18 protein-coding genes and 1 tRNA gene are annotated in these 24,196 nt (G+C 60.2%); 5 read left to right on the top strand and 14 right to left on the bottom strand.

Going from position 1 to position 24,196, the window contains the following annotated elements; translation table 11 throughout:
* Nucleotides 1-40: 40 nt before the first annotated feature.
* Together ACMQ11_RS06830 and ACMQ11_RS06835 are read left to right on the top strand one after the other, a co-directional pair.
* Complete coding sequence (locus ACMQ11_RS06830) at nt 41-739, top strand: type 1 glutamine amidotransferase domain-containing protein (protein ID WP_418992014.1); 699 nt, start codon at nt 41-43, stop codon at nt 737-739.
* Entirely contained in the window at nt 736-1,800 is a 1,065-nt protein-coding gene (locus ACMQ11_RS06835; protein ID WP_418992015.1) for a saccharopine dehydrogenase family protein, read from the top strand. Before ACMQ11_RS06830 ends, ACMQ11_RS06835 begins: the two co-directional genes overlap by 4 nt.
* Before the next feature lie 12 nt (nt 1,801-1,812).
* Here ACMQ11_RS06835 and ACMQ11_RS06840 read toward each other — a convergent pair whose 3' ends face one another.
* The 4 genes from ACMQ11_RS06840 to ACMQ11_RS06855 all read right to left on the bottom strand — a co-directional run bounded on the left by ACMQ11_RS06840 (nt 1,813) and on the right by ACMQ11_RS06855 (nt 7,681).
* Entirely contained in the window at nt 1,813-2,736 is a 924-nt protein-coding gene (locus tag ACMQ11_RS06840) for a transporter (RefSeq protein ID WP_418992016.1), read from the bottom strand.
* A 2-nt stretch (nt 2,737-2,738) separates the two neighbouring features.
* A complete protein-coding gene (locus tag ACMQ11_RS06845) occupies nt 2,739-3,188 on the bottom strand; it encodes a GatB/YqeY domain-containing protein (RefSeq protein WP_418992017.1) in 450 nt (149 codons plus the stop codon).
* 64 nt (nt 3,189-3,252) lie between these two features.
* Nucleotides 3,253-6,240 (bottom strand): xanthan lyase, encoded by a 2,988-nt coding sequence (locus ACMQ11_RS06850; protein WP_418992018.1) that lies wholly within the window; start codon nt 6,238-6,240, stop codon nt 3,253-3,255.
* Complete coding sequence (locus ACMQ11_RS06855; RefSeq protein ID WP_418992019.1) at nt 6,230-7,681, bottom strand: sodium:solute symporter; 1,452 nt, start codon at nt 7,679-7,681, stop codon at nt 6,230-6,232. Before ACMQ11_RS06855 ends, ACMQ11_RS06850 begins: the two co-directional genes overlap by 11 nt.
* 213 nt (nt 7,682-7,894) lie before the next feature.
* Between ACMQ11_RS06855 and ACMQ11_RS06860 the strand changes: the two genes are divergently transcribed.
* Nucleotides 7,895-9,748, top strand: a complete 1,854-nt coding sequence (locus ACMQ11_RS06860; RefSeq protein ID WP_418992020.1) for a biotin/lipoyl-containing protein — start codon at nt 7,895-7,897, stop codon at nt 9,746-9,748.
* Nucleotides 9,749-9,864: 116 nt separating this feature from the next.
* Entirely contained in the window at nt 9,865-10,353 is a 489-nt protein-coding gene (mscL, locus tag ACMQ11_RS06865; protein ID WP_418992021.1) for a large-conductance mechanosensitive channel protein MscL, read from the top strand.
* A gap of 33 nt (nt 10,354-10,386) precedes the next feature.
* Here mscL and ACMQ11_RS06870 read toward each other — a convergent pair whose 3' ends face one another.
* Nucleotides 10,387-11,079: an ion channel gene (locus ACMQ11_RS06870; RefSeq protein ID WP_418992022.1), complete on the bottom strand. Its 693-nt coding sequence runs from the start codon at nt 11,077-11,079 to the stop codon at nt 10,387-10,389.
* Between the two features lie 137 nt (nt 11,080-11,216).
* Here ACMQ11_RS06870 and ACMQ11_RS06875 point away from each other — a divergent pair.
* Nucleotides 11,217-11,290 (top strand) — tRNA-Met (locus ACMQ11_RS06875).
* Between the two features lie 112 nt (nt 11,291-11,402).
* On the opposite strand, the gene ACMQ11_RS06880 is transcribed toward ACMQ11_RS06875, so the two are convergent.
* The 9 genes from ACMQ11_RS06880 to ACMQ11_RS06920 form a co-directional block, all read right to left on the bottom strand.
* Entirely contained in the window at nt 11,403-13,136 is a 1,734-nt protein-coding gene (locus ACMQ11_RS06880) for a BT_3987 domain-containing protein (protein WP_418992023.1), read from the bottom strand.
* A gap of 10 nt (nt 13,137-13,146) precedes the next feature.
* The gene (locus tag ACMQ11_RS06885; protein ID WP_418992024.1) at nt 13,147-14,430 is read right to left on the bottom strand and encodes a DUF1735 and LamG domain-containing protein; all 1,284 of its coding nucleotides are present in this window, start codon (nt 14,428-14,430) and stop codon (nt 13,147-13,149) included.
* Between the two features lie 8 nt (nt 14,431-14,438).
* Nucleotides 14,439-15,305, bottom strand: a complete 867-nt coding sequence (locus ACMQ11_RS06890; RefSeq protein ID WP_418992025.1) for a glycoside hydrolase family 18 — start codon at nt 15,303-15,305, stop codon at nt 14,439-14,441.
* Between the two features lie 8 nt (nt 15,306-15,313).
* Entirely contained in the window at nt 15,314-16,930 is a 1,617-nt protein-coding gene (locus ACMQ11_RS06895; RefSeq protein ID WP_418992026.1) for a SusD/RagB family nutrient-binding outer membrane lipoprotein, read from the bottom strand.
* 5 nt (nt 16,931-16,935) lie between these two features.
* Nucleotides 16,936-20,262, bottom strand: a complete 3,327-nt coding sequence (locus ACMQ11_RS06900; protein WP_418992027.1) for a SusC/RagA family TonB-linked outer membrane protein — start codon at nt 20,260-20,262, stop codon at nt 16,936-16,938.
* A 152-nt stretch (nt 20,263-20,414) separates the two neighbouring features.
* Nucleotides 20,415-21,374 carry a FecR family protein gene (locus tag ACMQ11_RS06905; RefSeq protein ID WP_418992028.1) on the bottom strand — a complete coding sequence of 320 codons (960 nt, stop codon included), beginning with the start codon at nt 21,372-21,374 and terminating at the stop codon, nt 20,415-20,417.
* A gap of 107 nt (nt 21,375-21,481) precedes the next feature.
* On the bottom strand, nt 21,482-22,066 hold the full coding sequence (locus ACMQ11_RS06910; RefSeq protein ID WP_418992029.1) for an RNA polymerase sigma-70 factor: 585 nt from the start codon (nt 22,064-22,066) through the stop codon (nt 21,482-21,484).
* Nucleotides 22,067-22,185: 119 nt separating this feature from the next.
* Nucleotides 22,186-22,662, bottom strand: coding sequence for a hypothetical protein (locus tag ACMQ11_RS06915; protein WP_418992030.1), 477 nt, complete (start codon nt 22,660-22,662; stop codon nt 22,186-22,188).
* An 87-nt stretch (nt 22,663-22,749) separates the two neighbouring features.
* Entirely contained in the window at nt 22,750-23,802 is a 1,053-nt protein-coding gene (locus ACMQ11_RS06920; protein ID WP_418992031.1) for an AI-2E family transporter, read from the bottom strand.
* Between the last annotated feature and the right edge of the window lie 394 nt (nt 23,803-24,196).

Here is a 24,196-nt window from a genome sequence, read left to right on the forward strand (position 1 = left end):
AGTTTTTGCAGGATCGTCGTCTAAAAACCTTGCATGGACTATGCCTACAATATTGATCGTGGCGACGGGAACCGGAACCTTTGCCAACGGCACTTTACCTACCGGATTATGGCTCAGTGAATTGACCCACATCTATCACCGCGCGAAAGAGCATGGTTACAATATAACGGTAACCAGTCCGAAAGGCGGTGAGATACCGGTCGATCCCGAGAGTTTGAGGCCGCTCACTCTCGACAAGATTTCCAAAGCGTATTGGAACGATCCGAAATTTCGGGAGGTGCTGCGCCATGCCCAAAGTCTCGATCATGTTAGGGAACAACTTTATGACTGCGTTTATCTGGCCGGAGGGCATGGAAGCATGTATGATTTCCCGGATAATGTGGTTCTGCAAACAATCCTCAAAACGCATTTTGTGAGCGGCAAGCTCGTCTCGGCGATCTGTCACGGCGTGTGCGGACTGTTGAACGTCAAACTGTCCGACGGGCGGTTTCTGGTAGCCGATAAAAAGATTACCGGATTCAGCTGGTTCGAAGAATCCCTGGCCCGGCGCAAAAAAGTCGTTCCGTTCGACCTCGAAGCGACACTCAAAGAGCGAGGCGCCGTGTACCGGAAAGCATGGATTCCGATGACCTCGAAAGTAGTCGTCGACGGCAATCTGATCACAGGCCAGAATCCTTTCAGCTCCAAAAAGATGGCAGAAACCGTATTGAATCACCTGTCGAAAATGGAGACACGATGAAAATGAACAGGTTAATGATCTACGGGGCCTACGGTTATGCCGGGGAGCTGATGGTGCGCAAGGCTGTGACGCAGGGGCTCCGACCCGTTATAGCCGGGCGGGATGCCGAAAAGCTGAAGCCGCTCGCCACGGAACTGGGGCTGGAATACCGGGCTTTCGATGTACGGAATACCGGTAGCAACTTACAGGATATAAGCGTAATGCTCAACTGCGCCGGGCCGTTTTCCGCCACGGCGGAGCCGCTGGTCGAAGCATGCCTTGCGCAGCATACACACTACCTGGATATTACGGGCGAGATCGACATCTTCCGACAATGCCATGCGCAGGATGAAGCGGCACGGCGGCAAAACGTGATCGTCATGCCGGGTGTGGGAACAGACATTGTGCCTACCGACTGTCTGGCGGCGATGCTCAAGGAAAAACTGCCTGCCGCCAGGCGCATCGACCTGGCGCTTTCATTCGGCACAAGCCCGAGCATAGGAACGGTCAACACGATGATCGAAAGCATCGGCAAAGGCGGTCTGATCAGGGAGAACGGAGAGTTGAAAGTTGTTTCGAATGCATATCGGATACGGAGAATCCCGTTTCAAAACAAGCCCCAATGGGCCATGACGATCCCCTGGGGCGATGTTTACACCTCGGGAATATCTACCTCGGTTCCGAACGGTTCAGTCTATTTGGCCATGCCCAGAATAAGCATTTATACGGTGCGGCTGACCAACCCGGTCAAGGGCCTCCTGAACACCCGTCTCGGCCAAAAAATAGCCAGACAACTGGCAGGTTGGCTGATGAAGAAAGGACCCGACGACAAAGCGCTGGAGAGCGAGCGGGGCCAATTCTGGGGCGAAGCCGAAGCGCCGGGCGGCCAGCGCGTGCAGATGACGATGTCGACGCCGAACGTCTATGCGCTTACTGCAACAGCGGGCATTCGAATCGCCCGATACTGCCTGGCCTATAACGGCCCGGGCGGATATTACACGCCCTCGATGTTGTTGGGCAGCGGGTTCATCGAGTCGATACCTGGCATCGAAATTCGCATGCTTGATCAAGATGGTGATTGAACAGATAGCAATCTATTCAGCGCTTCCTCGCTTCTCCCTGTCCTTTTTCCATATCTGGTACGAGTTCACAAAGTTCTGCCACACGATATAGGCCGTGGGGGCGATCGAGGAGATCGGGTCGAGGAACGATTGGGCCATCCAGACGGCCAGGACCGTGTTTTTTTGCCCGAGCGACTGCCCGCCTGCGGCCGGATCACCGTAGCGGCGCCCGAGCATGCGTCCCACCTTAAACTGGATGAGACAGATCACCAGCGCAGCCCCGGCCAGCCACAGTTCGGTCGCAACGGAGGCGTCGCGCAGGTCGAGGATGAATGCCGTCGTGCGGCCGATAATCACCACGAGCGACGCGAGCCACATGTAGAACGAAATCTGGCTGTGGTCGCCGATCCACAGCGCTCCCCGTGGAAAGACGAACCGGCAGAACTGCGCGGCGGCAAAAGGCATGATCAACAGCGGCGCGATGCGCGACAATATCTGTGTGAAAGTACATGCTCCCGTTCCCGCAAAAGTCAAAATCACCGGAGCCACGAGGGCGATAGCCATGTTGCACACCAGGCTGTATGTGGCCATCGTGGCGACGTTCGCACCGAGCATCCCGCCGATCACCACCGCGGCCATCGCCACCGGAGCCAGCACGCAGACCATGGCCCCCTGCGCCACCACCGGATCGAAAGGCAGCAGCGCGAAATAGACGCCCACGCAGACCGCGGCCTGAAACACGAGCAACCACAGATGCAGCATCGAGAGGTGCATCTGGCTGGGTTTCACACGGCAAAACGTCACGAAGAGCATCAAAAAAATCAGCGTCGGGGTAATCATCTGCCCTGTCCACGCTTCGAGGGCCGAGATCGGGCGGCACAAAAGCGCCCCGACCACCATGACCATCGGCATGGCGACGGTCTTGACGTTGCGGTGGAGGTGTTCCAGCAGGTGCATTCTTACGAGAGCAGCTCGCGGACCTTGGCCGAAATGTCCTTGCCGTCGGCACGGCCGGCAAGCCGTTTCGAAGCGACGCCCATCACCCGTCCCATCTCTTTGAGCGACGTGGCGCCTACCTCGGCGATCACGGCCCGGACCTCGGCGGTCAGCTCCTCCGACGCGAGCTGCTTGGGCAGAAACTCCTGAAATACGGACACCTGTGCCAGCTCCTCGGCGGCCAGGTCGGGGCGGTTCTGCTCCGTAAAGATCGCGGCGGAATCCGCACCCTGCTTGGCCAGTTTGGCGATGATCCGAAGCACATCTGCGTCGGGCAGCTCGGCGATCCCCGGCCCCGCGGTTTTGGCTTCGATGATGTATTTCTTTGCATTGCGCAGCGCCGCAAGCCGCACGGTGTCCTTGGCTTTCATGGCCTCCATGATTCCTTTCGAAATCTGCTGTTCCAACGACATAATCTCTATAATTTACTGTTAAACATTTCAGGTTCTCCGCTGCCGATAGTCCGATCGAAGCGTCCTATTCCTGCTTATCGTTTTTATTGCCGCTCAAAAATTCCAGCACGTCGCGCATCAGCCGGTCGCGCTGGTTCTGCGAAAGGATCGCCTCGAACGGGAAACCCATCACGAACGTGCGTCCGTCGCCCTCCCTGGCCACACCCGCAGCCCGGTTGTTCTCCACGTAGCGCATCACCGCAAACGCACCGCCTGCGGGTCGGAGCGCATCGGGGGCCTCCACCTTGTAGCGGAACGGGGTAAATTCGTTGTTGAAGCGGTATTCTTCGCGCGCGAAACCCGCATGGGAAGTTACAACGCGCACCCGTCCGCGACGTGCCGCCTGCCCGCCGTCGTAGGTGTAATGGAGCACCCGCTCGGCGAAAGCGCGGCCCGCGGCCGTAGCTCCGTCGCCCGTCCAGAGATCGGTGGCCACATAGCTGCCCGAAACATAGAGCGCACCGCCCTGCTCAAGATACTCCTCCAACTTTTCCTGCAAGGCGGGCGGGAAAGTCCGGAACCGGGGATCGCCCACCAACCCCCGTCCGATCCGCGAAGCGCGCTGTTTGCCCAGAATGAGGTCCACGGCCTCATATCCGTTCAACGGGATGGCACCCTCTTCCACGGCACGAACCGAGGCCGAGCAGAACGAGTAGCCGGCCGCTGCGACCGAGCGGCCGTGCAGCGAGGGGTAATCGAACGTGTTTCCGCCCACGACCTCCGTCTCATAATCGTTGTAACAGGCGCCCAAAGCGCGGCTGTCGTTGTCGCAGCGGGCCATCGAAAGGTCATAGACACGCTGCTCGCCGACGAACGACAGGTCGTGCCGATCGGGGACGCCGCCGTCGATACCCATGTAGAATCCGGCGGTCGAGTCGCGGCGCATGCTATGCGGGGCGCTTATGCGGTCGAAGCCGTTGACGATCATCACGCAGCCCTTTGCGTCGGGCATGCGGCAGGCCGAGAGGGTCTCGCCCGGAAAACTCTCGCCGCCGGCATTGATGGCCGTCACCCGGTAGCTGTAAATCCGGCCCGGCTCCTGCTCGGTCATGAAATAGGGTTTGTCGACATACTGCCCGTTGTCGAAGCCGCCGTCGTCCACGCGGGTGTAGACCACGAACCCATCGGGCACGGCCGAGGTTTCGAGCGAATCCGCCACGGGTTCCCAGGAGATGACGGTGTTGCCGCTTTCGGTAAACTCCACGGCCATTTGCTCCACCGGGAGCGGCTGGACCGAATAAGGCACTCCGTATTGCGAACTGAGGTAGCGCAGGATGCCCTTGTATACGGCCCGGCTCACCACGAACTTGAAGCGCGGGTCGCTGCCGTAACGCATGTCGGCGAAATTCTGGTGCGAAAGCAGTTCCAGCAGCATCGTCGGCACTCCCGGCACGCGGGCTTCGTAGTAGGAACGGTTCCAAAGTCCGCGGCGCTTCCAATCGGGCTCCCACGTGCGGCGTATGTCCTCGACGATCTGCGTCTGCACGATGTCGGTCAGGTCGCGCGAACGGTAGCGGTCGGCTCCGCCGTCGAAGCGGCCCTTTTGGTCGCGCGTGAAGAAGATGCCCAGCGTACCGACGATGCCGTCGCCGTCCCTTACGCCCGCATCGGAGTGGAACGCGAGGGCCATATCGACCGGGATGCGCAGCCCCGCGGAGTCGGGCAGCCGCTCCGAGCCGCCCGCGAGGGCGTTGACCCAATGGGCGCGCGACATGTAGTCGTCCTTGTAATCGTCCTTGCCCTTTTTGGGCGTATAGACTTTTTCATCGAACCCGGCCCATTGCAGCCAGTAGCGCGCTCCCTCGCAGAAACGGGGGTAACCGCTGGTCTCCTCCGTGTACTCCAGCCCCGGTTTGCGCAACGAATCGCAGACCGTGCGCGCCACGTTCCCGTAGCCGCCGCCGATCTTCACGGCATCGGCCGAGACGATCCGTCCGGCACGCCGCGAACGGTTCGAAAGTGTTACGACCTCCTGCTCGCCCTCGTCGAGCAGGAAACGCCCGAGGTAGATCCAGGTTCCGCCGCCCAGGGTCTGATTGACCGCAAAGCGGCTCTCGCCCCCGAGGTGACGGACCGTATAGAGCGCGTCGTCTGCGCTTTCGGGCGTCGATTCGTAACATATATAGACAGCGTATTCGCCCCGTTCGGGAATCGTCGCGCTCCATACGGCGCGGGACGGCTCGCCTTGCGTAACCGTGCGTGCAAGCCGCGTCGTACCGTGGCGGAACGGATTTTCACCCGTGCGGTAGACCTGCTGCCGGTGGGCGAAACCGCTGCCGCCCACCATCCATCCGCCGCCCTCTTCGCGGTACTGTCCCGGGGCGTCGTTGTCGGCTGTCACCTCGTGCTTCTGCACGTCCCGCTCACGGGGCAGCAGCACGTTCGCCCCGGCATTTTCGAGCATCGGGACCAGGTAGGGCACCACATAGCTCTGGGTATAGAGGTCCTCGCAGGTCTGCCAGAGCTGCGACCGCTGCCAGCGCCAGAGGTTCTCTTTCTGGTCGAAATAGCGTCCGTGGCTCTGCCAAAGCGCGATATGACGCCCGGCAAGTCCACGCGAGGGCTTTGCAGGCCGGTCCAGCGGCTCGACCAGGGGGCGTTCGGAGCGATTGGTGAACGGAACGATGCGGCGCTTCTTCAGCTCGCGGGCCAGTTGCGCCGGTTCGCGGAAAGCCATCGGAATCAGCTCGGCGACCTCGCGTCCGTCGGTATAGAGTTCGATACGGGCTTTTGAAAACTCCCGCGGCAGCGCCGCCCGCACCGAATCGCGCAAGGCGCGCACGTTCTCTTCCCGAAACGGATAGTAGGAAAGCCCGATCGAGGCATAGATACGCACACGCCCCCGCGACGCTTTCACTCCCTGCACTTTCACATACCCTCCGTCCACCTCGCGCGCTACGATGCGCGTGAGGGTTCGGCCCACCTCCTGCCGGGCCGCGACACCGACCTCCGCGGCGCGGACGCCACCGCAAGGGAAAAGCAAAACGAAAAGCCAGAATATGCTATTTTTCATGTCGTTCAACCAGTATGAACATGCCGAGCACGGTGAATGCGGCATTGTAGATCAACAGTTCGAATCCGATCTGGTAGCCCCAGACCTCGCGGGCCGCATACTGTACCAGCGCACTGAGCACGGGCGCAAGCAGGGCCACCAGCGGCACCCAGCGGTCGCGGACCCTGCGGTGCGAGCACAATCCGAATGCGAACATGCCCAGGATGGGTCCGTAGGTATAGCTCGCCACCTTGTAGACCAGGTTGATGACGCTGTCGCTGGCAAGGTACCCGAAAGCCAGAATCACGGCCGCCATCGCCACGGCCATCCCCGCATGCACGCTCCGGCGGACGCGCGTCAGCCGCCGGTCGTCGTAGCGGCGCGTCCCGTCGAGAATGTCGACCGTGAACGAGGTCGTCAGGGCCGTCAGGGCCGAACCGGCAGCCGAATAGGTACTCGATATGAGACCGATAACAAACAGCACGCCAACCGCCGCGGGCAGTCCTCCGTTCACCGCGACCAGTGAAAAAACCTGATCGCTCTTCGCGGGCATCGCAAGACCCGTGCGGTCCATATAAATATAGAGCAGTACGCCCAGCACCAGAAACAGAAAGATAACGACGATCTGGCTGGCGGCCGTCAGCAGGATATTCTTCTGCGAATCCCGCGGCGTGGGGCATGAGAGGTTGCGCTGCATCATGTCCTGGTCCAGCCCCGTCATGGCTACGAGCAGCACCGCGCCCGCAGCAAACATCTTCCAGAAATAGCGACCCGACCGGGGATCGTCGAAGAAGAAGATGCGCGACATGGGCGACGCGGCGACCTCCTGCGCCATTGCTGCAAGCGACAAATCCAGCGCCCGCATGATGAAGAGAATCGACAGCACGAGGCTCGCAACCAGACACACCGTTTTGAGCGTATCGGTCCAAATCAGCGATTTGACGCCTCCCTGCTGCGTATAGAGCCACACGAATCCCATCGTCACAAGCGCATTGAGCCACAACGGCAGCCCGTAGTGGCTGAAGACCAGCAGCTGCATCACGGCGCAGACCACATAGACCCGCAGCGCGGCGCCCAGCATCTTCGAGATGAAGAAGAACCAGGCACCCGTGCGGTGCGACGATACGCCGAAACGGTCGTCGAGGTATTGGTAGAGCGAAACCACGCGCAAGCGGTAGAACGCCGGAACGAGCGCGAACGCCACGACCAGCTGCCCCACCGTGAAGCCCGCCACCATCTGCATGTAGGAGAACGCATCCGCTGCGACCGAACCGGGCACCGAGATGAACGTCACGCCCGACATGGCGGCGCCGATCATCGCCAGCGCGGCCATGTACCACGGCGTGCGGCGGTTGCCGGTGAAAAAGCCGGCGTTATCGGCACGGCGGCCCGAGACCCAGGCAACGGCGAACAGGAGTGCGATGTAGCCCAGGACGGTGGCGATGACGGCTGCGGGTGACATTTGTTCGAAAGTCGGATTGTGCCCCGAAACAGGCGGTGTGTGCGCACACACTCCGTCCCAAGGGGCTTTGTTCGGGCAAATATACGAATTATCGGAAAGGCCCGGAACGATTTTTTGAAAAAAGAGGGCAAAAAAGTTGGAAGTTCGCGCTTGTTTCGTATCTTTGTTATTCGAATAACAATAAAAGGCAAGAACCCTTTAAATCCTATAACAATGGCGAGAAATCTCAAAATCAGAGACCTTACGTTGCGCGACGGCCAGCAGTCGTCGTTCGCAACCCGCATGAACCAGGCGCAGATCGACCGCTGCCTGCCTTACTACAAGGACGCGAATTTCTATGCGATGGAGGTTTGGGGCGGCGCCGTACCCGACTCGGTCATGCGCTACCTGAACGAGAACCCTTGGACGCGGCTGGAGACGATCCACAAGGCCGTGGGCAACGTGTCGAAACTGACGGCCCTCTCGCGCGGCCGCAACCTGTTCGGCTACTCGCCCTACACGGACGAGATCATCGACGGCTTCTGCCGCAACGCCATCGAGAGCGGGCTTGGGATCATGCGCATCTTCGACTGCCTGAACGACGTGGACAACGTGAAATCGACGATCAAGTACGTCAAGAAATACGGCGGCATCGCCGACTGCTCGGTCTGCTACACCGTGGACCCGAAATACCCCGAGCCCGGCTTCATGGCCCGTCTGATGGGCAAGAAAACCCCGAAGCCGGTCTTTACGGACGAATATTTCCTCGACAAAGCCAGGCAAATGGCCGACCTGGGCGCCGACATGATTACAATCAAAGACATGTCGGGTCTGATTCCGCCGCGCCGCGTGGCCACGCTCGTGCGGCTGCTGAAGAAAAATCTCTCGATTCCGGTCGATTTCCACACCCATTGCACCCCCGGCTACGGCCTGGCCTCGGTGCTGTCGGCCATCATCGCCGGAGCGGACATCGTGGACACCAACTGCTGGTATTTCGCCGAGGGCACCGGAGCCCCGGCCATCGAGCTGATCCACGTATTCTGCCAGAAACTCGGCATCGACACGGGTGTCAACATGGAGGCCGTGGCCAAGATCAACACCCAGTTGCGCGAAATCCGCAAGGAGCTCAACCAGTCGGTCTTCAACACCGAGAAACCCGAGCCCAAGCCGTTCAACCCCCTGACCGACACGCTGCCCGCCGAAATCGACGCCCTCTTCGACGAAGCCATCCGCGCCGCGCAGAACGACGACGAGGAGGCCACGATCGCCGCCTGCCGCCGCATCGAGGCCTATTTCGGTTTCCCGGCCCCGAACGAACTGGTTCAGAAAGCCGAAATCCCCGGCGGCATGTATTCGAATATGGTCGCCCAGCTCAAGCAGCTCAAGGCCGAGGAGATTCTGCCGCGGGCCATGGAGCTCATCCCGTCGGTGCGTCTGGCGGCCGGGCTGCCGCCGCTGGTGACTCCTACCTCGCAGATCGTGGGAGCCCAGGCCGTCAACTGCGCACTGGACGAAAAGGCCGGACGCCCGATGTACTCCAACAAGTCGTCGCAGTTCGTGGGGCTGGTCAAGGGCGAATACGGCAAGACGCCCGTCAAGATCGACCCCGAGTTCCGGTTCAAGATTTGCGGCGTGCGGGAGGAGACCCCCTACGACACCTCGAAATACCAGATGCAGCCCAACCCCGAACTCCCCGAGGCGGGAGGCGCGAAACTGGCCGCCAACGAGAAAGAGGTGCTGCTGCTCGAACTGTTCCCCCTGGTGGCCAAGACGTTCCTCACGGAGCAGAAAGTCAAGGCCTACCAGGCCCAGAAACCCGCCGAACCCAAGGCCGAAGAAAATAAGGCCGAGACGGCGCAGGCTGCTGCCATCACGGGCAACACGGTCAATGCGCCGCTGCCGGGCCGCGTGATCGAGGTCAAAGTCAACGTCGGCGACACGGTGAAAGCCGGGCAGGAGGTCGTGATCCTCGAAGCCATGAAGATGGAGAACGCCATCACGACGGACTATGCCGGCAAGGTGAAGCAGATTCTCGTCCAACCGGGCGAAACGGTCGCCACCGACGCCGTGCTGCTCGAGATCGAATAGTCACCCGCCGCTCCACGAAAGACGGTCCGCGCTATTTTACGGGCCGTCTTTTTTTGCGGGATTGAGAAAATTTTGCGTACTTTTGCGGCAGTCAAATCATTAAACCCGAAACGAATATGGCATTTTTCAAGGAATTCAAGGAGTTCGCGCTCAAGGGCAACGTCATGGACATGGCCGTGGGCGTCATCATCGGCGGTGCGTTCGGCAAGATCGTCTCGTCGCTCGTCAACGACATCCTCATGCCGCCCATCGGCGCCCTCTTGGGCAACACCGATTTCTCGCAGCTCCGCCTGGATATTTCGAAAGTGCGCGACATCACCTCGGAGGCCGTGCATTCGGTCGGCGATGCGGTACACGCCGGCGGCAAGGTCCTCACGGATCCAGCCGCTGCCGAGCCGATCTACTGGAACTACGGCGCATTCATCCAGCAGTGCGTCGATTTCACCATCCTTGCATTGTGCGTCTTTCTGATGGTCAAATTGATGAACCGCCTCATCAAGAAGAAAGAGCAGGCGCCCGCCCCCGCGGCCCCCACGCTCTCGACTCAGGAGAAGCTCCTCACGGAAATCCGCGACCTCTTGAAAGCGCAGGAGGAGAAGAAATAACGGTCCGCAGCGTTCGGTTCGGAGCGTCCGGCGTCAGTCGTCGGACGCTTTTTTGTGGGTGTACTCCTGCAGAACGTAGGTGGTGAAGATCGGGAAGAACATCATGCCCAGCGACGGCAGCATCACGCAGAAGACCTTGCCGATGGCCGTGACGGGGAAGATTTCGGCCCCGACGGTCGTGACGTTCATCCAGGCCCACCACAGGGCGTTGCCGAAGCCGTGGAGCTTGGGGTTGACCAGCACCTCGTAGTCGTAGAAGACCAGGGCGGAGATGTAGGTGAAGACGACCACCGTGAAGATGTAGGCTGCGAACAGCCGCCGCATCCGGTTGGCGCTGACCATCCAGCGCACGACGATCACCATCGCCAGCAAAGCCCGCAAAAGCGGCAGCAGCGAGACGACGATGCCCCAGTCGTGGGTCGTGTCGGCGCCGCTCCAGACCGTAATGTTGACCCACGGAATCGAGAGCAGCAGGAAGAGGATGTTGTGCCAGAAGAAGCGACCCCGGCGCTCGGCCGCGGCCAGACGGACGAAAAAGTCGCAGAGAAAGACGATGCAGACGACGAACTGAACCGTGAGGTAGGTGCGCGAGAGATGGATGTGGTCGCCGCCGATGACCTCCCACGACACGGCCACCAGCAGGACGATGCCGGCGATGAGTTTCAGTATTTCGAACGTATTGACGATCCCGGGACGGGTTGTTGCGGTGGTTGCGGTTGGAGCCATGGTATCGGACGTTTTTCGCTCGGGAGGTTCAAAATCGGTGCCACGGCCCGGAACGGATGATTTTTCGGCGATTTTTTGCCCGAAGATTTTGCAAGGATGAAAAATTCTATTACCTTTGCACTCGCTTTCGAAGCAATGGCGGGTTAGCTCAGCTGGTTAGAGCGCATGATTCATAATCATGAGGTCCCGAGTTCAAGTCTCGGACCCGCTACTGAAAGAGAAACGGAGATCGAACGGTCTCCGTTTTTCTTTTTGCGGTTGCAACACAAAACGGCCCGCAACCCGAACAGGCTGCGGGCCGGAAAAAGATCGGGAAAGGGAGGTTACCAGTCTTTCAGACCGTTACCGTAACCATTACCGTCAAACCAATAAGTATCATTTGCTTCCGACATTTGCACTCCATCCGAAGCCCAGCCGCCTTTAGTTGACATATCGCTTTCATGAAGAGGAATTTTACCAAAAAATATTGAAATCATTATTCCATAATTGTTTTCAGCGAATCCCTGAGTACGGGCTGTCAGCCCCAAATCGACGATAACTCCAAACTGCCCCTCATCATAGAGTTTTTGCGCTTCGATGAGTGCAAGGCTCTGATAAGTAATGGGGTCTACATTGTCCCTGACAGCATTGTATTCGGGCGTATCGACCACTTCAATCGCCATGGGGCAGAAACTGCCTTTATCCAATCCGGCAATGGGTTTGATGGCAGCATCGGCAGAGTAAGGAACGCATAACGTGTTAGCAATGCCCCACCAGGCAAAATCGATGAAATCGCCCGCCCGAATTCCGTCATGCTCGGTGTAAAGTGCCGCATTTTCATCGGCCCGGTAGCTCAGGAGAATCAGCTTCTCTTCGCCCAGTGCGGCGCGCAGATCACGGAGGAATTTGGTATAGGATGCCTTGTCCACGGCAGGCGAATTATCGGCCGTGTAAGTGGCTCCGTAATCGTTGAGCGAAACGCCGTCGAGCTTGTATTTGCGGACGAATTCCGCGATCTGCCATACCAGCGAGGAGCGCGCCTCGTCACCCAAGTTACATAGTCCTTGTGGCGAACGGGGTGCGATTTCTACCGAGACGCAGAATTTCATTCTCCGATTACGCTGCGGGTCCATGTAGCGCCCCTGATGTGTCAGCACGAACAACAGATCGGGATCGGCCGTAAGCACCGGGAGCAAGGTCTCTTCATCGTAAGAAACAAGTGCCGGACGCAGGCATTCGATGTCGTAGAACGGGTAGTATGATTCGCTGCCCATGATCTCGCTGGCAGAGCCCCAGCCGCCTAAATCCATGTATTCGTATTCGGAACGCTTGTAAAGATAATAGTTTGCATAGAAAGGATTGTAGGTGCGACAATCGCAAAAAACGATTCCGGTGAATTTCTCCGGTCGTTCTTCGAGCGCCCTGATCTCGATGGGCGAACCCCACAACTCTTCCACAAACCGATTTGCCGGCCGGACACCGATACCGAAACTCGGACCAGCAGCGCCCGGAAACACCGTTCCATCGACCACTTGCGTGCGCAACGGCAGCATCAGCGGATTGCCCATGAACTTACCTGCTGCGCCATAGCCGGGTGCGTTGAGCAGTTTCTCGTCGAAGATCAACCCGATTTTCATTGGAGCCGATTCGGTTTTGCCCTTGGGAACGGTGAGTGTCATGGTTTCGGGCAAGATATAATTAGTCTCAGGTAACATCTGGTAACGATGTAGATAGCCATGGTTACCTGTTTTGTCTTCCAACCCGTTGGCGTCGTTGTAGACGTCGATGTCCTCCTGCGTGCCGACCGAGACGGTGACGGTAATCTCTTCCGGGGCCGGGAAATTGAGCCGGTAGACCACCTCGATCTCGGTATCGTCGTCGATCGAAAAATCCTGGACATCGGTAGCGAAAGAGCCTGCGGCATAAAGCGCTCCGGTCGGTATGCCGTCGGGGGTGCCCGGCAGCTGCCCCGCGGTGCGCGCGAACTCTTCGTCGTCACAGGCCGCAAACAGCGCGAACGAGAGCGCCGCAAGAGCCAGCATGCGCATTTTATACAATAAATTATTATATGTTTTCATATTTGTAATATTATTGGTTCAGCATCGGAATTTCGATCGAGGTGTTCCATTTGAGTTTGCCCTCCTCGCGGCCGCCGTTTTCGAAACTGTTGCTGCCGTCGAGGCAGTAGGCGTCGTTGTGGTACTGCGAGTAATCGGTAGCGACATTCCCGGTGCCCTCGTTAAATTTCCAGTAGGCGCGCAGTTCGGGTTTCGACTCGGGCTCCTCGATGTTGTACATGTCGCGGAAAATCTCCTCCTGCGTCCGGGCCACGGACCACACGCGCGCTTCGGAGATCATGCCGTTGAGCATTCGTTCCGTGTTGTAAGAGTAACCGAACAGGAAACGGTAGGCCTTGTCCTCGGTGCCGCCCGTGGTGACGCGCCCCAGGTCGATGGTCTCCGAATCCCACGGAATCGTTCCCTTGCTGCGAAGCTCGCCGTTGATGTAGAGAGAGGCTTCGGTGGTGGCGATGTCCCACGTGAATGCGATGTGGTACCACTCGCCCGCCGAGAGTGTCGGCCCCGCATTGGCGGCAGGGAACTTGGTGCCGCCGACCTGCAACTGCAACTGTTCGCGCGGATAACCCGCGTCGCCGATACGCAGCAGGCAGTGCTGCTCAACGCCCATGATCGACGAAATCTGAATCATGGCCGAAGCGCCCTCGGTCTTGAACTCGTTGATGTTGACTATTGCTTCGTAGGTCAGTGCCGACAACCCCTTGATGGGCGCCTGCCCCGCCTCGGTCTCGAACGACGGAACCCACATGTAGCAGTCCGAGAGGTCGGCCGCCGTGGTGATGGCCGACGAGCGGCGCACGAGGTAATAGACCGTTTCGGAGCCTTTCAGAAGACCGATGCCCGCCGAGGTTCCCGTCAGGCTGACAGGCAGCAGGTGCGTGACATCCATGTCGAGCCCGTCCAGCCCCTTGAAGCGGATCGTGACGGGCTGGGAGACCGATTTGCCGGCTTCGATGACCGCTTTCGAGGCCAGGAATTCGTAGTGGGAGGCGGGCAGCAGCTCGTAGTCGGTCGCATGGCGGCGGTTGTACCGGGCCACGGCGGCCTGGTCGACGGCGAATGCCGCTTCCATATCGGCCTGAGCCGGGGATACGAGCACCACGGAGAAATCGCGGTCGAGGGTGGTGACGATCTTCTTGAACGTGACGCGCGATTCGGGCGCAACCTCCGCCGCGTCGATATAGGCGGCGTTCGACAGCGGCGTTTTGCCGTCCTCGTAAGCGTCGCTCTTGCAACCCGTGGCAAGCACCGTAAGGCCGGCCAGGGCAAGTGATATTCTTTGCATCTGTTTCATGGCTTGCATTATTTGACGGGATTCAACTGGGTGATGACGGAGCGGGTGCGGAGGTAGTTGCCTGCGTTGTTGTAGTAATCCTCGGCCAAATCGTAGACGGCCAGCCCCGCCAGCGGACCATAGCCCATCACGCATTCAGTAATCAGGCCGAACGCAGCCTGCTCGCGGCCCGAGGTGTCGTTGAGCGTCCCCTCGGGAGAAGCTGCAAGCAGGAGTTTCGACGCCGGAATTTGCAGGTAGCCCATGGCGTAATCCACGTTGTTCTGCAACTCGTAGACGTTCTCCAGGGCGGTGGCGTCGAGCACATAAAGGTCGTATGCATCGCCGGCCAGCGCGAGGTTGCCCTCGAAGAGGAAAGTCTTGCCGCTGTAGGCCGCCAGCTTGGCGGCGACGGCCGCAGCGGCGGTTTTCGCCGCTTCGGTAGCCGGGCCGCGGAACGCGACGGTCACGCCGTCCAGAGACGAGGCCGTCATGCGCGCCAGGGCAGCCTCCGCGGCCTCGACGGCCGTGGCGGGATCGGAGCAGTCGGCCGTAGTCAGCACGCGCGTACCCTTGCGCTGCACGGCGGGCAGGTCCTCCAGGTCGAAGCGCGAAAGCGGGCGGGCGAGGGCCACCAGATCGAGGGAATCGGGCAGTGCACGCATAAAATCGCCGGGCGAGGTCGAAACCTCGGGGGCGTTGTCCAGGCGGGCATAGGTCACGAAATGGGCCGACGCCTTGTACTCGTTGAGCGTTCTAAGGTAGGCGGCATACTCAGCCGGGTTCTGCTGCTCGGGGCCTAGGGTGCGGCGGTCGATGGGCTCGATGTCGTTGTCGCAGGCCGCAAAGAGCAGCGCGGCGGCCGTACCGAGAACTGTCAAAAGGTATTGTTTCATAGGTCGGTTCAGTTTAAGGGTTTAACGTCCCACCAGACACGCGATCCGGCGTTGTCGCCCCCGGTGAGCGTGGCGGCGGCCGCTTCGACGTGGGTGCGGTTCTCGGCATACTCCTGGGCGGGGTACTGGATGCGGCGGGCGCCCCACTTGGCGACGACCGTGCCGCCCGACTTGTTGCCGCTGTCGGGTACGGGCATCAGCCGCGGATAACCCGTGCGGCGGTACTCGGCCCAGGCCTCGTTGCCCAGGGGGAAGATGGCGATCCATTTTTGAGTGATGATGCGCTCGAGGGCGGTCTCCGCGTCGTCGGCGTCGTTCCACACCGGGGTGATGGTGCTCCGGGCGGCGAATCCGTGTCCGGCATTCAGGGGATCGACAAAGGCCGCGGGCTTGCGGGTCGCGTCGGCGAGGTAGGCGTCGGCCTTGCCGGCTCCGCGCTCCTCGAACGAGAGGGCCACGCCTTTCTTGTAGAGCGCTCCGGCTTCGGCCATCGTTCCCCAGCGCAACTGGTATTCGGCCATGAGGAACGCCACCTCGGCCGCATTGATCCACAGGAACGGGCTCTTCTCGTCGATCACGGGGAACGAGCAGTTCTCCTTGGCGGTTTTGGCGCTGGCCGGGGTGACGCCGACCCGCAGGCCCTGGTAGACCTGGCGGGGAACCTCGACCGTCTGGCCCGACTCCGGGTCGCGGACGCTCTCGATAACCGTGACGGAGGTGAACATTTTCTCCCGCCGCGGATCGTCGTAACCGTTCATGTAGGCGATGATGTCGGCCGCGACGACGTGGTCCTGCCAGTCGTTCCAGATCATCGCCGAGCGGTTGAGCGTGGGCTTGAACTGCGCGTTGTCGGCATTCGACGTGATGACGCCGCCGTCGATGGCCTCCCGGGCGCGGGCCTTGGCGGTCGTCTGGTCGACATACGACAGCCGCATGGCCATGCGCAGCTTGAGCGAGTTGACGAAGCGTATCCACTTGGGGATGCTGCCGCCGTAGACCAGATCGTAGTCAGCCAGGGCTTCGGTCGAGAGGGCCGCATTGGCCTCGAGGGCCGCGAGCGCTTCGTCCAGTTCACGGAACATCTGGGTGTAGACCTCCTGCTGCGAATCGTAGGCGACGGTCAGCTGCTCCTTTTTGTTCTCCACGATTTTGGTGTAGGGAATGGGCCCGTACTGGTCCGTCACGCGGTGCATGATCGCCACGCGCAACACCTTGGCCAGGGCCAGCAGCACCTCGTCGTCGGTGCGGCTGACGATGCCGCGGTAGTAGGGATAGGTCTCGGTGATGACGTCGACGAACGGCGCCTTGAGCCATTCGACCGAGGGGTTGAACGTCGAGAATTTGGTCTCCCAGCTGTCGACGGTCGATTCGGCGTAGCCGGCATAGCCGTCGCCGGCCAGAATCTCGACGAACTGGTTGAGGTGCTCCTCGGTGGGGATGACCATGTTTTGCAGGGCCGTGAGCTTCGAGCCTACGAGGTAGTTGTCGCGTTCGAGTTCGGCATCGGTCGTCTCGTTGGGATTGCGGTTGTACTCTTCGAAATTCCCCGTACAGCCCGCCGTCACGAGCACGACGGCGGCCGAAAGCAGCAGGCCGCGCACGATGCGGATATGTGTTCTGTTCATAGCGGTCAGAATTTAATGTTTACGTTGAAACCGATGTTGCGCATCGCGGGCATCATGAAGTAGTCCACCCCCTGGTAGAAATTCTCGGTCGAAGCCACCGCTTCGGGATCGAACGGAGCCTTGCAGTACATCAGCCAGAGGTTGCGGCCTACCAGCGAGACGGTGATGTCGCACACCCGGAGCCACTTGCGGGGAATGGTATAGTCCAGCGACAACTCCTGCAACCGGACGTTGGTCGCCGAGTAGGTGTAGAACTGCGGCAGACCCGACTGGGCGCCGACGATCGTGTACCACATTTCGGGATCGACCATCGTCCGTCCGTTGACCAATACCCCGCCGGCGTCGCGCGCGGCGGCCGAAGCCTCCGAAACGCCGTACATGTCCATGTTGGCCTGCGTGGCCGAGTAGGCTATGCCGCCGATGCGGGCCGAGACGAGAAAGCTCAGATTCAGCCCCTTGTAGTTGAGGTTGTTGCGCCACGAGAGGTTGTATTTGGGGAAGACCGAGCCCAGCTTCATCTCCGGCAGGTTGTCCTCGACCGTGACGTTGCCCGCCTGGTCGATCTCGATGTCGCCCTGGGCGTTGCGCCGCAGGTCGGAGGTGGTGTAGAGGTCGCCCATCGAGCCGCCCTCCTTGAGGATGTACTTGGCGCGTCCCAGCCCCTTGATTTCGAGTTTGTTCTTGCTGAAAGTCTCCCCCGTTTCGGGGTCGGTCCAGTTGTGCATCAGCTCGATGATCTTGTTGCGGTTCCAGCTGAACGTGAAATCCGAGTCCCAGGCGAAATCGCGCCAGGTGTGCTCGTAGCTCAACCGCGCCTCGACACCCGTGTTGCGGACGTGGCCCGTCTGGACGTACATGTCGGCCCAGCCCGAAGACGCCGAGATGTCGGGGTTGAACGTCTGGTTGTAGGTATCGGCGCGATACCACGAGGCCGTGAGCATGAAACCGTTGAGGAACCGGGCGTCGAAGCCCACCTCCCAGGTCTTCGTCCGCTCGGGATAGAGCTTGCCGATGGGACGGTTGGTCTTGTCGTCCCAGTCGGGCCGGGAGTGGTCGTAGGGGTGCGTGGCATAGGTCAGCTCGCGCGGAAAGGGCGAACCCACCGAGGCCCACGAGGCGCGCAGTTTGAGGTAGGGGAACAGCTCGGGAAAGTCGAACGTCTCGCTCGGCAGCCACGAAAGTCCGACCGAGGGGTAGAAGAACGACGACTGGGGCGACCCGGCCAGCTGCGAAGCCCAGTCGTTGCGGCCCGTGACGGTGGCAAAGAGCTGCGACCGCCACCCCACCTCGATCGAGGCGAAGAGGGACTGCGTCTGCTCGTGCCACCCGGTGCGCTCGACCTTGCGTTTGGTCGATTCGATCGCCTCGGGGTGAAAGACGTTCGAGGGTTTGGCCAGCGGACCCGAGAGCGTCAGTCCCTGCACGCGGGTGTCGTTGATCGAAGCGCCTGCGTGGGCCGCCAGCGTAAAGGACTCGCCGAAACGCTTGTTGACGTTCACGAGCACGTCGCCGTAGGTCTGGCGCGTGTTTTCGTCCTGCTGGGTATAGTAGCCGTACTTGCTGCCCTCCAGAAGCGTCGGATTGGAGGTGGCATAGAGTTTCTGCGTATAGAACAGGTCGGTGTTGTCGACCTTGATACGTCCGGCCACGTCGAGCCAGTCGGTGATCTTGTAGGAGGCCGATCCGGTGAGCATGTAGCGCTTGCGGCTGCTCTCGCGCGGATTGCGCCAGGCGATCCAGTAGGGATTCTGCATCCTGAGCTCGCCGCCCTCGCCCTGGGGCCAGTACTGTTGGTAGATTTTGCGCGCGGGGTTCCACCGCTCGAAAGATTTCACCAGCCCGAAATCGTCTCCCCGCGGAAAGAGGTAGGCCGCCACCAGCGGGTTGCTGTACACGCCCTGGTTGGTCATGTTGCGGTCGTCCTGGATGACGTAGCTGGCCGAAGCGTCGAGCGTCAGCCGGTCGTCAAGAAAGTGGGAGGTGTTGCGGAACGTGAAATTGTAGCGGTTGTACTCGTTGTTGGGGGTCATGCCGTCGGAGTTGACCGCGGCGGCCGAGAAATAGGTCTGGTTGCGGTCCGAACCGCCCTGCAGCGTCAAGGAGTTGGTGTAGACGTGTCCGGTATCGAGAAAATCATCGGCCGGGGAGTAGCCGTAGCGGGCTGCCGGCAGCAGTTCGGCGCCCCAGCTGTGGATCGTCGAACCCGTGTTTTTGCCCTTGCGACCCGTGCCGTAGCGGTTCTGGAACTCGGGCATGCGAAGCGGATCGAGGAACTCCACGTTGGTCGAAACCGAAACGCGCAGCTTGCCCGCGCTACCCTTTTTGGTGGTGATGAGCACCGCGCCGTTGGCCGCTTCCGAACCGTAGAGCGCGGCGGCAGCGGCACCCGTCATCACCGACATGGAAGCGATGTCGTCGGGGTTCAGATCGGCGATGGACTCGGTGGCGCCGCGCGAGTTGAACTCCATGCCCCCTTTCGAGGTGCTGTTGAACATGGGGATACCGTCCACGACATAGAGCGCGTTGGAGGATTGCATGATCGATTTCATACCACGCATGATCACTTTCGACACGCCGCCCACGCCCGAGGAGGACTGGTTGATGACGGCACCCGCAATCTTGCCCGAGAGGGCGTTGATGAAGTTGGCGTCCTTGACCCGCGTGACGTCTTCGGCGGCGACCTGCGCGACGGTATAGGCCAGGGCTTTCTCCGAGCGCTTGATGCCCAGGGCCGTAACGACGACCGACTCGATTTCGGAGGCCGACTCACTGAGCACCACGTCGAAGCGCGTGCGCGAACCGACGGGCAGCGTCCGGGGTTCGTAGCCCAGGTAGCTGATCTCCAGTTCGGCGGTCGAGGGTGAAGCGACGCTCAGGGCAAACCGGCCCTCTCCATCGGTCGAGACGCCGTTCTGCGTCCCTTTGACCATCACCGTGGCACCCACGATTCCCCCCCCCTTGGTATCCCGTACGATACCCTCGATCCGGACCGATGATTCGGCCGGGCGCTTCGAAAGGAGAATCGTCGTGGTCGATTCCAGAAAGGAGTAGGTGTAGGGAGAGTCTGCGAAGAGCTCCTCGAGAATGTCGTCGATCGACGCGGAACGGGTTGCGATCGTTACCCGGTAGTCGGGGTCCACCTCCGGGCTGGGCACGAAGCGGTAGGAGGATTGGCGTTCGATCTGGTCGAGCGCCTGCTTCAGGGGCGCGTCTTTCAGATCGAGGATGATCTGCCGTGTCTGCGCCCCGCCCGAGAGCGGCGTGCAAAGCAGCAATGCGGCGAGAAAAAACGCGGCAAGCGTTTTGATTTGCGCATACGCATTTTTATTCATACATTTGTCGATTAAGGTTTAAGTAGTGGTGAAATTCATGCTTGAACCCCCGCCTGCAAGCGTGTTGGAGCACCTTGCAGGCTTTTTCTTTCGGTTCAGGCAAAAAAAGTCGGTTGGCGTGGATCAGGGTTTTATCATAGGCATCGAGGATTTTATTTGCTGAAAATGGTAACCGTGCGTTTCTCGGGGTCGAACTCGTAGCGGAACGGGTAGGCCACCTGAAGCGCCTTGAAAGCGTTGTCCACCCCGTCCTGAATACAGATCTTACCCCACCAGAATTTCGTGTCGGGCATCTCGAACCCCTCGGTACGGACCTCTACATCGAAAGTCTTCTCGTAGCGGGCGATCAACTCGGCGAATGAGTGGCCGCCGAGGTTGATGATTCCCTCCGTCCAGAGGTAGTCGTCCGCATTGGCGATCTTTCCGACTTGCAGACGCTCGCCGTTCAGGTGTACCACCTCGTCGGGCTCGAGCACCACGCGGTCGCCCGGCACCAGCCGGCTCGATACGGCCACGCGGCCCCGGAAGAGCGCCGCCGAGAAAGTGTTTTCGGCCCGGTCCGCCACGACGTTGAACTCGGTGCCCAGCACCTCGACGTCGCAGGCGAAAGTCTCGACCACGAACGGATGCTTCGCATCGTGAACCACCTCGAAACGTGCTTCGCCCGCGAGCCTCACGCGCCGCTCCTTGCCGTCGAAAAGCAGCGGGTATTCCAGCGTCGTGCCGGCATTGAGCCAGACGCGGGTGCCGTCAGCGAGCTTCATGCCGATATGCTGTCCGTTGGGAACCGTCATCTCGACATACTCGCCCACCTGCCGTGCATAGCGGTCGGCCACCCGGTAGTAGTGCATACCCAGGGCCAGCAGCACGAGTGCGGCGGCGCTCATGCCCCAGCGCTGCGCCAGACGCAGCATCCGGCGGCTGCGGCTGCGGTCCCGTTCGTAGACGGTGTTGACCAGCGGTGCGGAAAGCGCCGCCGCATCGTGCAGGCACTGCATCCGGTTCAGTTCGCGTTCGCGGACCGGATCGGCCGCCAGCCAGTCGAGTACGGCCTGCTCCTCTTCGGCGGAGAGCCGGCAAGCGACATATCGGTAGAGGGTTTCTTCGTCCATTTTTGCGTGCTTGTTTCTCTTTATACACACAACGGGAAGCGATTTGCGAAGAAAATCGGCAAATTGCGCAAATAAATATTTTTAAAAAGGATTCCCGGGCGGAAGAGCTACCGCAGCAGGTGGCCCGCGAAGAGCAGCACGGCGGGCAGATAATCTTTCAGCGCGATTTTCAGCTCCTCCTTGGCCGTGCGGAGCTCGTAGATGATCTGCCCTTCGGTGAGCCCGTACAGTGCGGCGATCTCCTGGTAGGACATGTTTTCGTAGCGGTGCGCGACGAAGATGCGGCGCCGGCGCTCGGGCATCCGGTCCAGCTCACGCTCGATGATCGCCAGCGCTTCGGCCATCAGAAGGCTCTGCGGATCGGTGGCTTCGAGCCGCGAGATGCGCTCCAGCAGCACGCGCTGCCCGCTTCGGTGCAGCTGCTGCTGCGCGCGCAGGTGGATGCTCCGGTCCCGCAGCCAGTTCAGACAGCGGCTGCGCAGGACCGTATAGAGGTGTGCCGGGAACCGGTCGGAGCCGATGTTCTCCCGGTTTTCCCACACCTTGACGAACGAATCCGTCACCAGGTCCTCGGCAGCCATCCGGTCGCGGACATAGGACACGGCGATCCGGACAAAGTACGGGCGGTACTTTGCAAACAACTCCTCGAAGCTGCTCGAAGAGACCCCGGACAGACGTTCGCTTGTCATCATTTCGCGTCGGTAAAGATAGCAACTTTTTTTACCATTCAAGCGCCTCGGGGAGGAATACGATAAAAGAACGGGCTGCGATCGGCTCGCAACCCTTTTTTAACTCAGGTCCCCATCTAAGGTCAGGAATCCCCCATCGGCACTACCTTGCCCGCATAGCGTTCTCTTCCGATCGAGAAAATCGCAGAGTCGGAGTACAAGATCAGCGTACACTCCGTGTCGAGGGGCGGATCGCACCGGAACCGGAAAACGATTTCGCCGCCGGGGGCGGTTTTCCGGCAGATCAAACGCCCCGCGGCCCGCTGTCCGCGGGCGCAAACGGATACGCGGCCGTCTCCGGTCGTGCAGAGACGCGGATCCATCGGGCTGCCGCTCCCGTCGAGGCGGCTTTGCGCCTCGAACACCCTGCCCGTCCCGTCCGCCGCCGCACGAATTTCGAGGTCCCGCGGCGAGTCTTGTCGCGCACATGCCGCGGTACGGCGAGCGAGTCGAATAGGCCGGTCCGCTCGGGGATTGCGGGCGTAGATCGTTATCACGAGCAGCGATACGACCGCCAGCAAAATCGCCGAACTGACCGTATGCAAAGAGAGGTGTTTCATGCGGGTTACATTGGATTAGCAAGATCAAATATAACCGAATTTTTCGGAAACACCAAATACCCGGCCGCTTTGCCGTCCGGTGACGGTTCAGGAATCGGAAAGGCTGCGGGGGACGAAGAGCTGGTGGTCGGGCGTACCGTCGAGGTATTTCTTTTTGAAGATATTGACGCAGAAGACGAAGAGTTCGAGCATCAGGGGCCCGAAGATCACGCCCATGAAGCCGAAGAGCGACAGACCGACGAAGACGCCGAAAATCGTGACCAGCGGGTGCGTATCGGCCATTTTCTTCTGCATGACGAAGCGCACGACGTTGTCCACATGCGTCACGACGAGCATTCCGTAGAGCGCCAGTCCAATCCCCGCCCCCCAGTTTCCCTCGAGCGCCATGTACCCGGCCAGCGGCAGCCAGACGAGCGCCGTACCGAAGATGGGGATGATCGTGGCGAAACAGGTGATTACGCCCCAGAACAGGGCGCCGGGCACGCCGAAAGCGAGGTAACCCAGAAAGGCCACGATACCCTGCACCACGGCCAGCAGCGGGATGCCGATGGCGTTCGAGCGCACGATCATGTGGACCTCGCGCATGACGCTGCGCCCGACGGAGTGGTTGAAAGGAAGTATCTCCCGACCGTACTCCTCCATGCGGCAGCCGCCGATGAGCATGAAATAGAGCACGAACAGCAGCACGACGATGTTGATGGCGAAACTCATGATGCCCTTGATGATCCACTGCCCCATGCGCGGCAGGTAGGCGATCATCGACGAGAGGTTGCTCTCCTGCCAGATGTCGTAGCCGGTTCGGGCGCGAATGAGGTCGGCGACGTGTCTAAGCGGCTCGATGATCGACTGCGGGTCGAGCGCCGCGTGCTGGATTTTGTCTACGATCATCCAGACGATCAGGCTGATGGGAATCAGAAAGAAGAACACAGCCTCGGCAAGCAGCAGCGACGCGGCCAGGCTGCGCCGCCACTTGCGCCGCTCGGTCAGATACCACATTTGCCGGCGCAGCAGCACGTAGATGGTCGCGGCGCCCAGCAGTCCTCCCAGAAAGGGGGTCAGCTCCCAGAAGATCGCAACCCCCAGTCCGAGGATAATCACGAAAAGCGAGTAGCGCCAGTATTGTTCACGGATAGTCGGCATACCTCGCCCGGTGCGCAAGGAGCGTGCCGGAACCGGGCATGCGGAATGTTGACATTTTGTTCATCGTTTTTTCGGGGTATTCTGTTGCGGCTCAGAAATATTTGATTTATCTTTGTGTTGTACTTAGTATGGCTGATTCTTTCCACATATCGGTTCCGCAGCGCTCCCGGCGTGGATACGCGGGGGGGGGTCTGCACGTCCGAAAGCACCTGACAGAGAGCTATCGTAACCGCAAAAAAGGCAAAACGACGAGGGATATTCCGGCACGGAGTGTCCCTCGCCGCATTTTTACAATTACGTGAAGATTCGGTTACACGGGGTTTTTGCTCCGAAAAGCCGGTTATATTTGCAGCGAGAAAACACACACAGTCAACCCAATTTATCCATCAAATTT

The sequence above is a fragment of the Alistipes sp. genome (genome assembly GCF_048465575.1).
GTDB lineage: Bacteria > Bacteroidota > Bacteroidia > Bacteroidales > Rikenellaceae > Alistipes.

Bases quoted from the DNA above. Each gene is read 5' to 3' on its own strand.
- ACMQ11_RS06880 (WP_418992023.1), bottom strand. From the start codon at position 13,136: ATGAAAACATATAATAATTTATTGTATAAAATGCGCATGCTGGCTCTT.
- ACMQ11_RS06835 (WP_418992015.1), top strand. From the start codon at position 736: ATGAAAATGAACAGGTTAATGATCTACGGGGCCTACGGTTATGCCGGG.
- ACMQ11_RS06900 (WP_418992027.1), bottom strand. From the start codon at position 20,262: ATGAATAAAAATGCGTATGCGCAAATCAAAACGCTTGCCGCGTTTTTT.
- ACMQ11_RS06830 (WP_418992014.1), top strand. From the start codon at position 41: ATGCCTACAATATTGATCGTGGCGACGGGAACCGGAACCTTTGCCAAC.
- ACMQ11_RS06915 (WP_418992030.1), bottom strand. From the start codon at position 22,662: ATGAAACACCTCTCTTTGCATACGGTCAGTTCGGCGATTTTGCTGGCG.
- ACMQ11_RS06855 (WP_418992019.1), bottom strand. From the start codon at position 7,681: ATGTCACCCGCAGCCGTCATCGCCACCGTCCTGGGCTACATCGCACTC.
- ACMQ11_RS06850 (WP_418992018.1), bottom strand. From the start codon at position 6,240: ATGAAAAATAGCATATTCTGGCTTTTCGTTTTGCTTTTCCCTTGCGGT.
- ACMQ11_RS06885 (WP_418992024.1), bottom strand. From the start codon at position 14,430: ATGAAACAGATGCAAAGAATATCACTTGCCCTGGCCGGCCTTACGGTG.
- mscL (WP_418992021.1), top strand. From the start codon at position 9,865: ATGGCATTTTTCAAGGAATTCAAGGAGTTCGCGCTCAAGGGCAACGTC.
- ACMQ11_RS06845 (WP_418992017.1), bottom strand. From the start codon at position 3,188: ATGTCGTTGGAACAGCAGATTTCGAAAGGAATCATGGAGGCCATGAAA.
- ACMQ11_RS06920 (WP_418992031.1), bottom strand. From the start codon at position 23,802: ATGCCGACTATCCGTGAACAATACTGGCGCTACTCGCTTTTCGTGATT.
- ACMQ11_RS06905 (WP_418992028.1), bottom strand. From the start codon at position 21,374: ATGGACGAAGAAACCCTCTACCGATATGTCGCTTGCCGGCTCTCCGCC.
- ACMQ11_RS06840 (WP_418992016.1), bottom strand. From the start codon at position 2,736: ATGCACCTGCTGGAACACCTCCACCGCAACGTCAAGACCGTCGCCATG.
- ACMQ11_RS06910 (WP_418992029.1), bottom strand. From the start codon at position 22,066: ATGATGACAAGCGAACGTCTGTCCGGGGTCTCTTCGAGCAGCTTCGAG.
- ACMQ11_RS06870 (WP_418992022.1), bottom strand. From the start codon at position 11,079: ATGGCTCCAACCGCAACCACCGCAACAACCCGTCCCGGGATCGTCAAT.
- ACMQ11_RS06860 (WP_418992020.1), top strand. From the start codon at position 7,895: ATGGCGAGAAATCTCAAAATCAGAGACCTTACGTTGCGCGACGGCCAG.
- ACMQ11_RS06890 (WP_418992025.1), bottom strand. From the start codon at position 15,305: ATGAAACAATACCTTTTGACAGTTCTCGGTACGGCCGCCGCGCTGCTC.
- ACMQ11_RS06895 (WP_418992026.1), bottom strand. From the start codon at position 16,930: ATGAACAGAACACATATCCGCATCGTGCGCGGCCTGCTGCTTTCGGCC.